Here is a 16,822-nt window from a genome sequence, read left to right on the forward strand (position 1 = left end):
ATGATCCAACCAGCCACGTACCGTGCGGCCGTCGCAGTGGGCTCGGGAAAACTCGAATTTGTAGAGCGCCCCGTTCGAGAACCCTGCTACGGACAAGTCCGAATTCGTATCGAGGCCTGCGGGGTATGTCACTCCGACAGCGCCACCATTGAGCCTGAAAGAGCCGAAAGCGCCGGCGCACTCGTGCCCGGCCATGAGGTTGTAGGACGCATCGAAGCACTCGGCGAAGGTGTTGAGGGTTGGTCGCTCGGCCAACGAGTCGGAGTGGGCTTCCTTGCAGGCGAAGATCGGACGTGTCCATCGTGCCGACAAGGCGACATCGTAAATTGCGAAAAGCCGGTCATCACCGGCATGAACGTCGACGGCGGCTACGCTGAAATCATGATCGCCGAGGCGCGCGGGCTCGTTCGCGTGCCTGACGACCTGGACGCCGCAGAAGCCGCACCGCTGCTCTGCGCAGGTCTGACTACCTTCAACGCACTTCGTAACGCTGGGGCTCGGCCTGGAGACGTCGTTGCCGTCCATGGACTTGGTGGCCTCGGCCACCTTGCGGTTCAGTTTGCCAACAACATGGGCTTTTATACCGTCGCGATTGCGCGTGGTGCCGACAAGGCACCGCTGGCGCGCGACCTTGGCGCACATCGGTACATCGATGCCAAGGCCGAAAGCGTCGCTGAGGTTCTACGTAGCCTCGGCGGCGCAAAGGTCATCCTCGCTACCGCACCGACCGGTCCTGGCATGTCGGAGACGGTACCTGGGCTTTCCCCGCGCGGGAAGCTCGTCGTCGTTGCGATCGCCAGCGAACCCATTACGGTGAACGCCATAGATCTCGTGTTCGGTGGCCGCTCGGTAGTTGGCGCACTGACCGGCACCGTCGCAGACAACGAGCAAACGCTTGCGTTCGCGCAACAGCGGAACATCCGTCCGATGATCGAGACATTTCCGCTGCACCAGGCGCAATCAGCCTATGACCGCATGATGCGCGGTGCCGTTCGCTTCCGGGCGGTCCTTGTAATGAAACACACACACTGAGGAGCCTCGCATGAATTCTCTCGCGCAAACAATCATCGATGCCCATGGCGGACTCACGCAATGGCGCAAGTTCACGAAAATTCGTGCTGACCTCACGCAAGGCGGTGCATTGTGGGGACTAAAAGGTAAAGGTGGAATACTCGATCAGACGACAGTCACCGTAGCAACCGATCGCCAATGGGCATCGCACGCACCGTTCGGCACGCTCGCGGCACGCACGGAATTCACCGGCGATACGATTTCGCTGCTCGACGAATCGCAGAACATCGTCGAAACAACCGACAAGCCGCGCTCGTCCTTCGCCGGCCACGCGCTCGAAACGCCCTGGAACTCACTGCAGCTCGCATTTTTTGCGGGATGCGCAATGTGGACGTATCTGAACACGCCGTTCGTCCTTGCATGGCCCGGCGTCGAATGTGAAGACGCGGGCGAGTGGAAGGAGCAGGATGAAATCTGGCGCAAGGTGGTCGTGCGTTACCCCGATTCGCTAGAGGTATTCAGTAAAGTCCAGGCAATCTATGTCGACGCGGACCATCTTGTCCGACGTCTCGACTATGACGTGGAAATTGCAGGGAACACACCCGGCGCGCACTACGTAAGCGACTACACCACGGTTTCTGGAATCCGCATCCCGACCAAGCGGCGCATCTTCCCTCGGCTGCCGGACGGCTCCTCGCTCCCGGAGCCACTCGTCGTATCGATCGACCTGAGCAATATCAGTCTCACCTAAAAACTTGAAGGGGCGTAGCCTACGCCCCGGAGGAATACCCGTGAATACCAATCGCTCATCCGGCGTCGAAACTCAATTCGTCGAAGTGTCTGGTGTCCGTTACGCCATGCGCCGTTTCGGCAACAGCAACGGCGGCCTGCCGCTACTCTGTCTGCAACACTTCACCGGCACGCTTGATAACTGGGATCCAGAAATCGTCGATGCGCTTGCCGAGGACCGAGAAATCATCCTCTTCGAAAACGCTGGGGTTGGCCGTTCGACGGGAACTGTCCCAGCAACGATTGCCGAAATGGCCGCGCACGCAATGAAATTCATTGATGCGATCGGGGTGCCCAAGCTCCACATCCTCGGCTTCTCACTAGGTGGCTTCCTGGCGCAGGAAATCGCAATCGAGATGCCGGATCGCGTGTCACGCATCATTCTGTCGGGTACCGCACCCGAGGGCGGCGAGGGGGCAGGCATGGATCGGCCCGAACTCGTTGCGATCTACACCGATAACGACATGCCGATGAGTGAGAAACTCAAGCGCCTGTTTTTCCCCTCTACGGCAGATGGCGAGGCGGCGGCGTCCGCCTTTGTCAGTCGCCTTGACACCCGCAGCGCAGAGCGCGACCTACCGGCAGGCCCAGAAGTAGCGGGGGCACAACTACAGGCCATGATCGCGTGGGCAAACTGGAAGGGCGATGTGCGTGGGAAGCTGGCGAAGATCGGCCATCCGGTACTTGTTACCAATGGCGACAACGACATCATGATCCCAACGCAAAACAGCTTTGTTCTCGGAAGAGATCTGCCGAATGCAACGCTTATAGTGTATCCGAACGCAGGCCACGGTGCCCTGTTCCAATACGCATCGACCTATACGGCGCACGTACGTGAATTCCTGCGTGGCGAATAAAGCTTGCTCATCCCATCTCAATCATCAGGGAATGCTATATGAAAGCCGTCGTCTACGCGCAGGCAGGCCTGCCTATCGATGATCCGCAGGCGCTGTACGAAGTGGATTTGCCAAAGCCTGAACCGGGCCCCCGTGACCTTCTTGTAAAAATCGAAGCCATCTCCGTAAACCCGGTTGACAGCAAACTGCGCCAAGGCATGCAGCCACCTGGCGCGCGCATTCTCGGATGGGATGCAGCAGGAACTGTTGAATCGGTTGGAGCGGAGGTCAAGGGTTTCAAGCCTGGCGATGCTGTCTGGTATGCCGGCGACATCACACGCCCGGGAAGCTATGCAGAATTTGGGCTTGTGGATGAACGCATCGCTGGGCATCGACCCACCAGCATTTCTGCTGCGCAAGCCGCCGCGTTGCCCCTGACCGCCATTACGGCATGGGAATTGTTGTTTGAGCGCCTCAAGGTTGCGGAGCAGGGCGGACAAGGCGAAAGCCTGCTCGTTATCGGCGCAGGTGGCGGCGTGGGTTCGATCCTCGTGCAGTTGGCGAGCAAGTTGACCGGACTCACTGTGATTGGCACCGCATCGAGAACAGCATCACAGGCCTGGGTACGTGAGCTCGGAGCCAATCATGTCATTGATCACGCAAAGCCATTGCGTCCGCAGCTGGAAGAGTTCGGGATCAAGCAAGTCGATCACGTCATCAGCCTGACGCATACAGATTCATATTACGAGCAGATCGTGGATCTTCTCAAGCCGCAAGGCCAACTCGCGCTGATCGATGATCCCTCTGCGCTTGATGCGATGCCGCTCAAGCGCAAGTCGATCTCGCTTCACTGGGAGTTCATGTTCACCCGCTCGATGTACCGGACTGCTGACATGGACAAGCAGCATCTCTTGCTTGATCGGGTCGCCGCTCTCATCGACGAGGGAACGCTTAAGTCGACGCTAGGGGAACACATCGGAATCGTCAATGCGTCCAATCTGCGAAAGGCGCACGCGCAGATAGAGAGCAACAAGGCCGTCGGCAAGATCGTCCTGGAAGGCTTTTGACAGACGGGATGAGTTCCCTCGTCAAATCCAGTTCTGATCGCGTCACTGTGCCCCACCAGTTCTAAATGCGGATCGCGGCTCGCGAACGGTGCCTAACCATCACCACATGCCAGCCGCGGTTCCCGTGTCGACTAACCAACGATTTCCTCTACGACTCAGGATTATCAATGCAACCTCCGAGCGATTTCGATGGTCGTTCCGGCGAACCACCCGCTCCAGCGACACAACGCTCCGTCAGTTCGTCACGTCAAGAGCAGATGTATCCGACGCTCTCCGACGACGAAGTGTCCCGCATCGCGCGGTTCGGAGAAGTCCGGGTATGGCCAGACGGTTCGCTCATGTTCAAGATTGGCGATCCGGGATTCGGAATGTACGTCGTACTCACTGGCGAGATTCGGGTGACGCGACGGGATGCCTTCGATCGCGCGATTGTCATCAACGAACAGGGGCCTGGCAATTTCGTCGGTGAAGCCGGACAGCTTTCCGGGAGCCGGTGTCTCGTGGATGGTCATGCAATCGGCGAGGTTCGCGCCATACATCTGCAGCCCGCGGAGCTACGCTCGCTACTCATTGCCGAGGCAGAACTCGGCGAACGTATCATGCGTGCTCTGATCCTCAGACGCGTAGGCCTCATCGAAAGTGGTAGTGGAATCGTTCTCGTGACTGATGAGCCGACGCAGAAACTAAACGCGCTGCAAGGCTTTCTCTCTCGCAATAATATTCCCCACACGGTAGTCAATGCCGACGTGGATGGGGAGGTATCGCAGTTCCTTCAGAAGCGGTCTCATCGTCGCGCCGAATACCCAATCGTTCTTAGCCCGGATGGCGTCATTCTCCACGCTCCCACAGAAGCACAACTTGCGGAAGCCCTGGGGTGGCTGCCCGAGTTCGGAACGGATGAAGTTTTCGACGTCGCTATAGTCGGCGCCGGGCCCGCTGGCCTGGCAACCGCCGTTTATGCCGCCTCCGAAGGACTTCGCGTAGTTGTACTTGACCCACAAGCTCCCGGCGGACAGGCCGGCGCAAGCGCGCGCATCGAAAACTTCTTCGGATTTCCGACAGGCATTTCTGGGCACGCACTTACGGCACGAGCTTTCGTTCAGGCCCAAAAATTCGGTGCCCGCTTCGCGATTCCTTTAGCGGTTACATCGCTCGACTGCGCTTCGTCGCCGTTTCAGTTGCAGCTCGCAAACAAGACAGCCATCAGAGCGCGCAGTGTGGTCATCGCATCTGGCGCGGCATACCGTAGACCGGATATCGACGGGCTCGCACGCTTTGAAGGGCGAGGCGCATATTATTGGGCGTCTCCAGTTGAGGCAAAGATATGTACTGGACAGGACGTCATCCTCGTCGGCGGAGGTAATTCGGCCGGTCAAGCAGCTGTCTATCTTGCCTCACATGCTCGGCGCGTTGTCATGCTTGTTCGCGGGCGAAACCTGAACGCCAGCATGTCGCAGTATCTGATTGAACGCATCGCTACGCTCAAGAACATTGAGGTTCATTACAACACCACCATCACCGCCCTTCACGGGTCCGCAAATCTCGAAACTGTTGACATTCTCGAGGAATCCAGTCGGACGACGCGTGAGATAGGACATGTGTTCCTTTTTATCGGCGCCCACCCAAACACCGAATGGCTCAGTGGATGCGGCGTAGCGGTTGACCCCGGCGGTTTCGTTTTGACTGGGACAGCGGCCTCCACCGGTTCCTCTGAGCACGAAACCAACGTCAGTGGCATATTTTGCGCAGGCGACGTGCGTCGTGGTTCCGCGAAACGCGTAGCAGCGGCCGTTGGCGATGGAGCCTCAGTGGTTGCGCAAATTCATCAATATCTCGAACGTCAAATCCCATCTCTCTGACAATCACACTGCCGCTATCTGCAGCGTTGAAACGTCGAGACGTCGATTATTTGTTGCCGGACTTATTCGCGACTGCCAGCGCGTTCTCGACCCGTTGGCATCGCGAGGGCCATGAAACCGTTGAACGGCCCGATGAGGCGAACCTCCTGCCTAATCGGGCTCGTAGCGTAGCCGATCCGCGGTCCTTCAACAAAGGGCGCGCGGCAATCGCGCCATCGCGGACAGGCTCCAGTACGGGAACATGCCGCGATCCCCTCGACTTCAGGCATGGGGCAGACGAAGGCGATAAAGCTCGATGGGCACCTTCATTGTGGACTTTCCGTGGTTAAATGCCGGTGCGCCATCGATTTTCGCTTCGATGTCAACGTACTCCAGAGAGCGCTCGATACCGTTGTGTCTGGGAAGAAGACGCACGACAACAGTCTCAACGCAACCGGGGCTGAGATGCACAGCTCAACAGATCGTGCACGTCAGCCCCGGGGATGTCCGCTCCAGCGAACTCAGTCAAGCGTGGCGAAGAGTAGATTCAGCCCCTCCGCAAGCAGAGGGTGAGCGATAATTGCGTCACGTATTGCGGTGTACGGCAGATCTCCGAGCATGGCCATCTGGACCACCGACGTGACTTCACCTGCCCCGGAGCCAACCATCGTAAAGCCAAGGATGCGCCCAGAATCGGGGGCCACGAGCGCCTTCATGAATCCACGCGTGGTGCCATTGGTGCGGGCGCGGGGAACCGCCATCATCGGCAAACGCGCGACCCGCACAGTGATTCCGAGCGCTTTGGCGTCCGATTCGTTGATGCCCACGCGGCCGAGTTCCGGTTCCGTGAAAAGGGCGTAAGGCACGATGCGAGACGCCGTGCTAGACGAGCGCCCTTCGATTCGGGCCTTGAGCACGCGATAGTCATCAAATGAAGCGTGCGTGAACATGGGCGATCCAGCTACCTCGCCAATAGCCCACGTATTTGCTGCGGTCGTCGCAAGCTTATCGTCGACCTTAATGTAGCCACGCTCGTCAAGATCTACTCCAGCGAGATCCAGCCCGAGGTCGTTGGTCACCGGTTGTCGTCCGGCTGCGACCAGGAGATGGCTGCCCTCGATTGAACCGCCATCATCGAATTCAACAGTGACCTTCTTGCCTGAAACTCCATCGATGCGGGTGACTGTCGTGGCCAGCGACAGGCGGATTCCCGCCTCCTCAAATGCGCTCTGGATCTCGAGGCTGACGTCCTCGTCCTCCCGCATTGCGACGCGCGGCATATTGTGGACCAGCGTAACCTGACTGCCGAGACGACGAAATGCCTGAGCCATTTCCAGCCCGATATAGCCGCCCCCGAGCACGATGAGATGCTCCGGCAGACTTTCCAGGTTCAGTGCCTCGATATGGGTCATTGGCCGGGAGTCGCGCAATCCTGGAATGTCCGGAATCACCGCGACGGTTCCCGTGTTGATGTATACCTCGTCGCCAGAGAACAGTTGTTCGGTGCCGTCATTCAGGCGAACGAGAATTCGTCGCGGTGCGACGAACCGGCCTGTTCCGAGCACGAGTTGGAGCCCGGACTGCTCAAACGCGCGACGATTGATACCAACCATGCCGTCCACAACAGCGTGGACGTTCGCATGCACGTGCGTCATATCCGCACGCAGGTCAGGCTCCGCCGCCATTGAGCGCCAGACCTGCATGTTCCGTGCGTTCTGTATCAGCGTCTTACTAGGAATGCACGCGACGTTGATGCATGACCCTCCGATCATTCCCCGCTCAATGAGCGCGACGCGCTTGCCTTTACGAGCCAGATCCATCGCCAGCGACTTGCCACCCTTGCCACCGCCGAGAAATAAGTAGTCGAAATGTTTGATATCAGGCATGTACAACTCCTCAATGAACAGCGCGAGCTACTCACCGTTGACAGGACGCTCGCGCTATCTACCTCGAATGGACCGGGCGTCAGTCGCCCGTCAACGCGCTCCATACACCGGCGCCGTAAGCTGGATCAATCTGCTCGAACTGCGTCACAACTCGATCAACGATGTCTTGTGGAACGCCGCTCATCGCTCGCGCGATATTGCTGAAGAGGCGCGAGCGCTGACCTGTGTCGAACAACCGGAACAACGCGCGAGGCTGACTGTAGTAATCGTCGTCCTCGCGATGATCGTAGTGATCAATGGCGCCCACTGCGAGCGGCGGCTCGCCGGCATCGGGACGTTGAACGAAATCGCCGAAACGGCTCGGCTCGTAGTTCACGTTGGCGCCGAGATTGCCGTCGGTACGCATCGCGCCGTCGCGATGGAACGAGTGGAACGGGCAGCGCGGCGCATTCACCGGAATCTGGTGATGGTTCACACCGAGGCGATAGCGCTGCGTGTCGCCATACGAGAACAAACGCCCCTGCAGCAAGCGATCCGGCGAGAAGCCGATGCCCGGCACCACGTTCGCCGGCGTGAAAGCGGCCTGCTCGACCTCGGCGAAATAGTTCTCCGGATTGCGGTTCAACTCGATCGTGCCGACGTCGATCAGCGGATAGTCCTTGTGCGGCCACACCTTCGTGATGTCGAACGGGTTGTACGGTACCTTCGCGGCATCGGCTTCCGGCATCACCTGAATGCGGAAATGCCACTTCGGAAAATTGCCCTTCTCGATCTCGTTATAAAGATCCCGCTGCGCCGATTCGCGGTCCTGCGCCACCACCTGAGCGGCTTCGGCGTCGCTGTAGTTCTCCACGCCCTGCGCCGACTTGAAGTGGAACTTCACATAGAAGCGCTCGTTGTTCGCGTTGATGAACGAGAACGTGTGCGAGCCGAAACCGTGCTGCTGGCGATAGTTCTTCGGAATGCCGCGATCGCTCATGAGGATCGTCACCTGATGGAGCGACTCCGGATGACGCGACCAGAAGTCCCACGCGGCCACGTTGTTGCGCATGTTGGTGCGCGGATCGCGCTTTTGCGTGTGGATGAAGTCCGGGAACTTCAGCGGATCGCGAATGAAGAACACCGGCGTGTTGTTGCCGACGATGTCCCAGTTGCCCTCTTCCGTGTAGAACTTGATCGAGAAGCCGCGCACGTCGCGCTCGGCGTCGGCCGCGCCGCGCTCGCCCGCCACGGTCGAAAAGCGGATGAAGAGCGGCGTTTCCTTGCCGACTTCGCCGAACACTTTCGCCTTCGTGTAGCGCGAGATGTCGTGCGTGACCTTGAGCGTGCCGAACGCGCCCGAGCCCTTCGCGTGCACGCGGCGCTCGGGAATCACTTCACGGTCGAAGTGAGCAAGCTTTTCAAGCAGCCACACGTCTTGGAGCATCACAGGACCCCGCGGCCCCGCCGTCTGCGAGTTCTGGTTGTCGACTACCGGAGCGCCGGCACCATTGGTGAGTGTCTTATCCGTCATTTGTTTCCAACTTTGCATTTGTGGGGCCAGCGAACCAGAATTCCGCTGGTGTGCGCAACTGCGCGCGCTATTCCGTGAAATTGAGAGGCCTCCCAAGTCCGAAGCCGGTCACATATTCGAGTGCTTTCGGATCGCTGGGTAAATCGAAGTGCCCAACACCAGGGAGCGGCATCCAGACCACCGTCGGCCAGATAGAGGCCACGGCCTCGGATTGGGCGTATGGAATAATTTGATCGTCGGTACCATGCAGGAGAAGCGCTGGCTGCGACAGTTCCGCGACTTGCCCCTCAAAGCTGATTTCGTCAGGATGGGTTCCAGTCATCGTGAAGAGCTGGTCGAGCCATTGAGCAACCGATGACGCCGGAAGTCCTGCCTTGACTGCGAAGCGCCTCGCAAAATGGCCGTAATGCATCGGTGGCGCCAGTGCGGCGACGCGGTCGACCTTAAGTTGCTGTCCCAGTGCATGCACGACACTGGCGCCACCATATGAATGCCCAACCGCGTAAGAAAACGGGCCGACAAGCGCCTGAACCGCGGTGAGCGTCGACGCGGCAAGAGGCAGGCTCAGATGAGCGCCGCTCGAATATCCGTGTCCTGGCAAGTCCGGCATCCAGACTTCGAAACCCGCGCTTACAAGAGCGCCTGACAGAGCGTCCAATTCTGCTGCCTGACTTTGCCAGCCATGTACAAGCAACGCCGGCTTGCCCTTGCCGCGGCGATGGACCCGAACCTCAACCTCAGGTCCGTCCAGCCAATCCAGGGGCGCGCGAACTTTAAGTGTGAAAGTGTCGACGTCCGGAGCAACTCTCCCGGGTGCCTTGCGCTTCACGGCCATGAAGAGGCGCGCCAACTCTTCGAGCAGTGCTTGCGATATGCTGCTTCCAATGAACTCATTTTGACTCACGTCGCCCAATCTCCTCTGCGCAAATGAGATACCGCACCAGGCCATTCCGTGAGATTCCCGAACGGCCCGGCTTGAAATGGTCGCAACTCACGATGCTCATGCGCGCTCTGTGCACCCGCTGTGTGAGCGCGCCTTGCCAGCGTTCGTCATCCACGAGCATGCCGCCCAGCCATCCGCTCCGAGCCGATCATGCGGTTCACGGGAGACAACCTGGTCGGGAGATGAAGGTCAACAGGCGTTAGTGCCCGACGACGTATCGCGGAGCCGGGGTGTTGTTGGAAAGCTGGGCTGCCAATGCGCCGCGAGATGTCTCGAGCTGGTCCCATGCCGCGATCGCATGCAAGGACGGAATCGTCACAAGTTCGCCGAGATCGAAACCCGCCAATGCGGCATCCACCATGTCGGAAGCGGACATAACAATTTCCTTGGGAAGGTTTTCCAGCGGAAGACCGCCGATCTCCCAAAATTCGGTTGCCGTTGCGCCAGGCAACACGGCCTGAACCCGCACCCCTTTGTCGGCCAGCTCGTGATGCAACGATTGGCTCAGCGCCAGAACAAACGCCTTGCTACCGCCGTAGACGCCATTAAGCAGTTCGGGGGTAATGGCAGCAATCGATGCAATGTTGATGATTGCGCCGGTGCCACGCGCCGCAAACTGCGGGGCGGCCGCGTAAGTCAGACGCGTCAACGCCGTCACGTTGAGCTCAATCATCTTCGTCATGGCATCGGCGTCGCTGTCGAGTAGCGTCTTATGTGTGCCAACGCCAGCATTGTTCACGAGCAGGTTGATGTTCGCGTCTTCTTTGAGCTTCGTCTCGACAACCGCGAGTGCGTTTCGATCACCGAGGTCTGCCACGATTGTCTCGATCGTTCGCCCAGTTTCATTGCCAATGCGCTGTGCAAGCTGGTCAAGCCTGTCGCGATTGCGTGCGACGAGAATCAGGTCGTAGCCGCGTTGGGCGAGACGCTCTGCGTAAACAGCGCCGATACCTGACGATGCGCCCGTGATCAGCGCGGTACCTGGTTGTGCATGTACCATGATTTTTCTCTCCAAGACGTTTAGGTGTGTTAGACAGCAACGGGGAACACTGGACATAGAAGACACAGTGGCCGGATCTGTTTTATCTGATGCGTCGAAGTCTATTGGCCCACGGCTGCGCGGATCAACGGGTCGCGAGCATAAAGAGAATTCAGTCTCCCTGAAGACTCAAGCGGCATCGGAAAAAACTGGTGAGACGTCAAACACAAAGAGGAACCGCGTTTATGAGAAATCTAAAGCCTGTGCGTGAGATCCCGTGAGGCGCCGCAGAACTGTCGATAGGTTGAAAAAGACGCAGTTATATTCACTCCCTCGAAATCTGTGAATGCTGTATTCGGCTCTGAGCCATTGAGCGTGGTTGTCGACATGCGTACCATTTCCTCGGGCATCAACACCCTCCGCCTTTCAAGATCTCCCCCTCAAACATCGGAGTCTCAAATGAAGAAGTCGCTTGCTTCCATCCTGTATGTGACCTATCTCGCGTTCGGCATCCCCGCTCATGCTGCCGAAGAAAATTACTCGCCGCCGATTGCAACGCATGTCGCGCAACAAGACAGCGCGAAGAGCCAAAAGAAGGCTCAGCGTGCCGCCGATCGCGCTCTTGCCAAACAGGTTCGCACTGCACTGACGAAAACGAAGGGGCTGCAAACCATCAACATCACTGTTCTGGCACGGCATGGCGTCATCAGTTTGTCCGGATATGTACCGGACACCGAACAGGTCCAACTTGCTGGCAATACCGCGACGCAGATCGAAGGCGTGACGTCGGTGACAAACAATCTCGTGCCGGGAGAAGCGGGACACTAAACGCAGTTGATGTCGGGGGCGTCGCGTGTGAGAATGTGCGCACGCCCCCAGCACTTCGCATGCCATCCACTTGGTTGAGAATGCAGATCTCAAAGAAACTGTTTTCGTAGTTTTTTGAAAATCCGATCGCGCTTATCGTGGAATTGGCCTTTATCATTCCGGTACCGTGTCCAGCACCTAGAAGCGTCACCACTCCCCAACTGACCAAGCGCTCCCGAAGCGCAAAGCATGAATACTTTCCTTCCTCAGACCGACCTGACAACCGAAGGCAAGTCTCACAGCGCCATCAAGCGGCCCGAAGCACGTCTCACCTCGGCGAACATCGTCGGTCTCGTCCTGGCAAACACCGTTGAGTTTTTCGATTTTTTTGTCTATGCGATGTTCGCAGGATATATCGGCCGGGCGTTTTTCCCCCAAGGGACGTTCTTCGACGGCTTGCAGTTTTCACTCGCCACATTTGCCGCTGGCTATCTATCACGCCCTCTTGGCGCGTTCACGTTAGGCCGCTACGCTGATCGTCGCGGACGCAAAAAAACGGCGTTAATTACTGGGAGCCTTATTACCCTTGGTAGTCTCGCGATTGCGGTAATGCCATCCTTCGACGCGGTGGGTCTGCCAGCGTCGTTGGTCGTCCTGCTTTGCCGGATGATCCAGGGCTTCGCAATTGGTGGGGAACTTGGTGCGGTCACTGCGCTCCTGGTCGAGCGCGGACCAGCAGGTCGCCCCGCGATGGGGGCCGGATACCAGGTGGCGGCCCAAGGGGCGGCACAGCTCCTCGCCGGAATTTCAGGCCTGGCACTTGTGGAGTGTCTTCCCGCAGCCGACCTCCATGCGTGGGGCTGGCGATTGCCGTTTGCGTTCGCAGCAGTTCTTCTCCCAGTACAGTTTTATCTGCGACGGTCGATAGAGGAAGTCATCCCTTCGCATGAATCAGATACACGATTAGCTACAAGCGAAACGAGAAGCTGGATCAAGCACTCGCTATGCTCCGTTGGAATGGTCTTTGGCGGCACAGTCCCGACCTATGTTGTGATTTACGTCGCGGCTTTTGGGCTTTCAGGAACGTCGCCTTCACCGTCATCCTCGTTCGCGATGGCATCTGCCATCGGTGCGGCGACCTTGCTGGCGTCGCTGATCGGTGCCGCACTGGCAGACAAGATTGGCACGGGGATGATGATTGTCATCGCCCGGACAGCCACGGCGATCGCCGTCTATCCTGTCTTCGCACTGCTTTCAGGACATCACTCCCCGATCATCGGCGTGATCGCCATTTCAACTGTCGCGGCTTTGTCTGCACTCGGCGGCGGCCCGACCCTCGCATTTATCCTTCGGAAATTTCCCGCTCGGAACAGGGCCACAGGTCTCGCCTTCTCGTACGCGACGGGCGTCGCAGTATTCGGAGGCACAACTCCGCTGATTGCGTCCGCCATCGTGCACGCAACAGGATCTGGTGCAAAGACAGCTTGGTATGTGATCTTTGCATCGGTTGTCGCGCTGACCGCGCAACAATACCTTCGACGGGCACCCGATCACGGGATGCGATAGCAAAAGGGGACGTCCCAGCCCCATCGCATGCGCGCGGCTAACCCGGCGGCTAAAGGGTCGCGCCAGGCGATTCGGATATGGGCAGTGTAAAGAAGAAGCTGGTCCCGAAACCGGGCTTGCTCTCCACCCAGATGCGGCCTCCATGGGCTTCGACGATAGAACGCGCAACGACAAGCCCCATTCCCATGCCGGAGGCCTTGGTTGTAAAGAATGGCTGGAAGAGCGACGAAAGCGTTTCCTCAGTCATGCCAGCGCCCGAATCTCTTACTTCAAACAGCGCCTCATCCGAACTGCTCCTGCTCGCGGCAACAGTAAGTCGCCGCTCGCCGCCTTCGGCGGAGTCGATCGCATGAACGCCGTTCAGCAGCAGATTCGCAAGAACCTGCTGAATCTGGAGAGGATCAGCGAAGATCGAGAGATCTGCGTCCAGGCGCCTGTCGATAACGACTGCTTTTGAATTTGCCTCCGGCGAAATCAAAAAAGACGCTGCTTCGACGACGCCACTTGCTGATGACGAGACGGAATGAACTGGAACCTTGCCGAGGAAGCCACGAATCTTTTTGCAGATTTCGGTCGCATCTCGCGCCCAACGTGCTGAATCCCGGATAGCTTCGGTAGCCTGTCCGATATTTGGTGAGTCGTTTTGAAGCCATCGCAACGCGGCGTCTGCAGAGGTGCGTGTGGCCGAAAGCGGTTGGCTGATTTCATGCAGGATTGAGGCCGCTACTTCGCCGAACAGCGAGACGCGCGCTGATCGCGCCATTTCCGCTCGCATTGCTTGCATGCGATCGTTGCTCTCCTTTTGTGCGGTCACGTCAAATCCATAGAAACAGAGCCGACGATAACCGTCCTCATGCCTCGGAAGGGAACATCGCCATACGATCGGCACCCGCTTGCCCGAAAACGTCACCAGTGTGCGCTCGCCTTGACACGCATCGCGCCCCTCGAACATTGCCCGATAAACGGCGATGTTGCTAGTGCGGTCAGCAGGAAGCAGTTGCTTTGCGCGTTCGAAAAAGGCAGCTCTCGTTCCCGCTTCGAAAAGCTCCACAACGGCATCATTGGCCTCGACAAAAGAGTGCAATGCCCTCAAGTCAGCCACGGCCTGTGGATGTGAATCGAACCACACATCGAGATTCGTTATGCCACTGTGGCGTAAATCCATGATCGCCTGATAAACGCGCGACCAGTCTTCAACCATAATCGGAATGGGCGCCGAAAGGAAGAGCTGATAGTTGGACAGATCGAATTGCAACGATCTCTCTTCCTCAAATCGTCCATCATCGTGGGAGAAGGAGAAATTCATCTTCGGCATCCGGGAAAGGAGATATCAGGCGATGGAATGAATTAACATCGGCGCACGCAGTTTCCCACTCGGGAAAACGGATACTCCGCACCAAAGCACAGCCGCCACTATACCTTAGGATAGTGCCTTCCCGCTCGGCCACAAGTTAGTCTGCGCTATATGAAGCCACGCCTAATCAAACCCTCGATTCTGAGGTGGGCGTCTGCGAGAAAATTCGTGCCGCCAAAAAACGTTTGCGTGATTGATGACGAATGCTCGATCCGGTTGTCGACCACGGCGCTAGTACGCTCGCTTGGTCACGATGCGCATGCCTTTGACTCCGCCGAAGCCTTCCTGGCCTCCGAGATCCAGCACACGGCAGACTGCATCGTGTGCGACGTCCAAATGCGCGGAATGTCCGGTACAGCCCTGCTCACGCAGTTACGCATGGCAGGGACTCGCACGCCCTTCATTTTCGTATCTGGCAATGTAACGGCCCATGACCGTTTGATTACAGCCCGATACGGCGTGGCGCTTCTCGAAAAGCCGATAGATCCCGAAGACCTCGTCGCCCTTGTTGTCGACATATTGAGATAGGCACACAAACCATATCACATCGCCGATCTCACATTTTATTTTCAATTCTCATACCAGTTTCGTTCCCCGCTTTTTACGGTCGATGTATTTATACAAAGGTATAGGCAGACATTGCCACCGGTCCAATGGTGTTTCAAAAATCCGCCAAATAGAATGAGTTAACCAAATTCAGATTGACCTTCGGCGGAGTGAAAAAATGGATCGTTTCCTACACGCGATGTCGGTTTTTGTGCATGTCGCTCGCTTAGGTAGCTTCACTTCTGCTGCGGAAGCGCTTGGTGTCGCCACCGGGTCTGTAAGCACAGTAGTCCGTCAGCTCGAATCGTATCTCGACGTCGCTTTGCTGCACCGCTCAACTCGCGCGATGCGTGTTACGGCCGAGGGCGCACACTACTACGAACATTGCGTACGACTCCTCGCTGAGATTGACGACATGACCCAAGCACTGAGAAGCACCCGCCATGTCGCGCAAGGGCGTCTTTGCGTCGACATTGATCAAGAGGTAGCTTGTGTGCTGCTCCCCGAAATATCCGAATTCAGCGCAGCCTATCCCAATGTTGAGTTGAAGATCGCTGTGGGCGGCGAGCCCGATGGTTTGATTAGCAACGGAGTCGACTGTGCAATCGTCGTGGGCAACCTTTCTGATTCATCGTTCAAATGTCGCCACTTGGGCGTCGTGCGGACAGTGACCGTTGCCAGCCCCGCTTACCTCGCACGACGCGCTACGCCAAACAGTCCAGAGGCGCTTGGAGATCACGATGTCGTGCATTACTCGCCGCGCCGTTTTGGCAACCCCAGACCTCTCCGGTTCGCGGGAGATAGAAGCGATGTGACGGTCAAGGCGTCTGAACGACTCTGCCTGAATGATGCCGCGGCTGTCCTGCAATGCGTGCTTGGCGGCGCGGGACTCGCGCAGATCTCCGAGCCGATTGCGCTACCGCACCTGCGCTCGGGGCGACTAGAAGAAGTGCTCGTTCATCATCGTCCAATGGCATCGCCGATTTCCTGTGTCTATGCTAATCAGCGACATGTGTCGATGGCGCTACACGCGTTCATGGACTGGACGGCCGCTAGCCTCAAGTCTCATGCGCATCGGCGCAATACAGCGGCGCCCGAGTTTAGCCGTGACAAACCTCAACGGCCGACGTGTCACATTGCATCAGCTGATCAGGCCAGCCTATCCTCTTTCGTCGGGTCAGCAACTGAAATTGCAGCCTGACATAAAACCGCCAGGTTGTCGCCTCTTTTTAGGAGCACACGGTGCTGGAAACACAAGAACACATTGTCCAGCGGGCACTAGTGAGCCTGCTGTTGCCGACCGCCATCACAGCATCCAACGATGCCTATGACCGTGAACTAAGGATACATGTGCGTCGGCGCGGGGTTTCGTCACGACAAGTCGCCGTCACGCCGACCCAGACGCCTCCGCGCTGTGTGACTGTACTCGATAGACCCTCTTCTCGCGCACTGACGGTGCTTTGGAGTGACGCATGCTCTGGGCATTACGGCGAGCAAACATGGCGGCTTGCTTACGCCAAGCGGGATGCTCTCTGTGTTTTGACAGGCACCCCTATTTATAAGGGCGACGAGGTGTTTCGCCCTCGGGTGAAACGGAACTCTTTGCCTGCGAACTGGGATCGAATGATACTCGCGAGCAAAATCAGTTTTTAAGGAAGGTCAATTTATCTTCCTATCAAAAAGCCAT

At 57.8% G+C, this 16,822-nt stretch carries 15 protein-coding genes; 10 read left to right on the forward strand and 5 right to left on the reverse strand.

Annotation, left to right across the window (positions count from 1 at the left end; genetic code table 11):
- From BFD71_RS14720 to BFD71_RS39105, 5 genes are all read left to right on the forward strand, one after another.
- A complete protein-coding gene (locus BFD71_RS14720) occupies positions 1-1,032 on the forward strand; it encodes an alcohol dehydrogenase catalytic domain-containing protein (protein ID WP_069264997.1) in 1,032 nt (343 codons plus the stop codon).
- Positions 1,033-1,042: 10 nt separating this feature from the next.
- Positions 1,043-1,762 carry a hypothetical protein gene (locus BFD71_RS14725; RefSeq protein WP_069264998.1) on the forward strand — a complete coding sequence of 240 codons (720 nt, stop codon included), beginning with the start codon at positions 1,043-1,045 and terminating at the stop codon, positions 1,760-1,762.
- 40 nt (positions 1,763-1,802) lie between these two features.
- Positions 1,803-2,657, forward strand: coding sequence for an alpha/beta fold hydrolase (locus BFD71_RS14730; protein WP_069265000.1), 855 nt, complete (start codon positions 1,803-1,805; stop codon positions 2,655-2,657).
- A 38-nt stretch (positions 2,658-2,695) separates the two neighbouring features.
- A complete protein-coding gene (locus BFD71_RS14735) occupies positions 2,696-3,703 on the forward strand; it encodes a zinc-binding alcohol dehydrogenase family protein (protein ID WP_069265005.1) in 1,008 nt (335 codons plus the stop codon).
- 167 nt (positions 3,704-3,870) lie between these two features.
- Entirely contained in the window at positions 3,871-5,562 is a 1,692-nt protein-coding gene (locus tag BFD71_RS39105) for an FAD-dependent oxidoreductase (RefSeq protein WP_083245264.1), read from the forward strand.
- Positions 5,563-6,062: 500 nt separating this feature from the next.
- On the opposite strand, the gene BFD71_RS14755 is transcribed toward BFD71_RS39105, so the two are convergent.
- From BFD71_RS14755 to BFD71_RS14770, 4 genes are all read right to left on the reverse strand, one after another.
- On the reverse strand, positions 6,063-7,427 hold the full coding sequence (locus BFD71_RS14755; RefSeq protein ID WP_069265015.1) for a dihydrolipoyl dehydrogenase family protein: 1,365 nt from the start codon (positions 7,425-7,427) through the stop codon (positions 6,063-6,065).
- Between the two features lie 79 nt (positions 7,428-7,506).
- Complete coding sequence (locus BFD71_RS14760; protein WP_069265017.1) at positions 7,507-8,940, reverse strand: catalase; 1,434 nt, start codon at positions 8,938-8,940, stop codon at positions 7,507-7,509.
- Positions 8,941-9,007: 67 nt separating this feature from the next.
- Positions 9,008-9,844, reverse strand: coding sequence for an alpha/beta fold hydrolase (locus BFD71_RS14765; protein ID WP_176732888.1), 837 nt, complete (start codon positions 9,842-9,844; stop codon positions 9,008-9,010).
- Positions 9,845-10,082: 238 nt separating this feature from the next.
- On the reverse strand, positions 10,083-10,883 hold the full coding sequence (locus BFD71_RS14770; RefSeq protein WP_069265021.1) for an SDR family NAD(P)-dependent oxidoreductase: 801 nt from the start codon (positions 10,881-10,883) through the stop codon (positions 10,083-10,085).
- Between the two features lie 438 nt (positions 10,884-11,321).
- Between BFD71_RS14770 and BFD71_RS14775 the strand changes: the two genes are divergently transcribed.
- Both BFD71_RS14775 and BFD71_RS14780 read left to right on the forward strand, forming a co-directional pair.
- Positions 11,322-11,690: a BON domain-containing protein gene (locus BFD71_RS14775; protein ID WP_069265023.1), complete on the forward strand. Its 369-nt coding sequence runs from the start codon at positions 11,322-11,324 to the stop codon at positions 11,688-11,690.
- 228 nt (positions 11,691-11,918) lie between these two features.
- On the forward strand, positions 11,919-13,235 hold the full coding sequence (locus BFD71_RS14780) for an MFS transporter (protein ID WP_069265025.1): 1,317 nt from the start codon (positions 11,919-11,921) through the stop codon (positions 13,233-13,235).
- 49 nt (positions 13,236-13,284) lie between these two features.
- Here the strand turns inward: BFD71_RS14780 and BFD71_RS14785 are convergent, their stop codons facing one another.
- Entirely contained in the window at positions 13,285-14,541 is a 1,257-nt protein-coding gene (locus BFD71_RS14785) for a sensor histidine kinase (RefSeq protein ID WP_256094725.1), read from the reverse strand.
- A gap of 237 nt (positions 14,542-14,778) precedes the next feature.
- Between BFD71_RS14785 and BFD71_RS14790 the strand changes: the two genes are divergently transcribed.
- The 3 genes from BFD71_RS14790 to BFD71_RS42830 all read left to right on the forward strand — a co-directional run bounded on the left by BFD71_RS14790 (position 14,779) and on the right by BFD71_RS42830 (position 16,788).
- Complete coding sequence (locus BFD71_RS14790; protein ID WP_176732889.1) at positions 14,779-15,117, forward strand: response regulator; 339 nt, start codon at positions 14,779-14,781, stop codon at positions 15,115-15,117.
- Positions 15,118-15,313: 196 nt separating this feature from the next.
- Entirely contained in the window at positions 15,314-16,336 is a 1,023-nt protein-coding gene (locus tag BFD71_RS39110; protein ID WP_083245267.1) for a LysR family transcriptional regulator, read from the forward strand.
- Between the two features lie 149 nt (positions 16,337-16,485).
- Entirely contained in the window at positions 16,486-16,788 is a 303-nt protein-coding gene (locus BFD71_RS42830) for a DUF3331 domain-containing protein (protein ID WP_083245288.1), read from the forward strand.
- Positions 16,789-16,822: the final 34 nt, after the last annotated feature.

Source organism: Paraburkholderia nodosa, from assembly GCF_001718195.1.
Lineage (GTDB): Bacteria > Pseudomonadota > Gammaproteobacteria > Burkholderiales > Burkholderiaceae > Paraburkholderia > Paraburkholderia nodosa_A.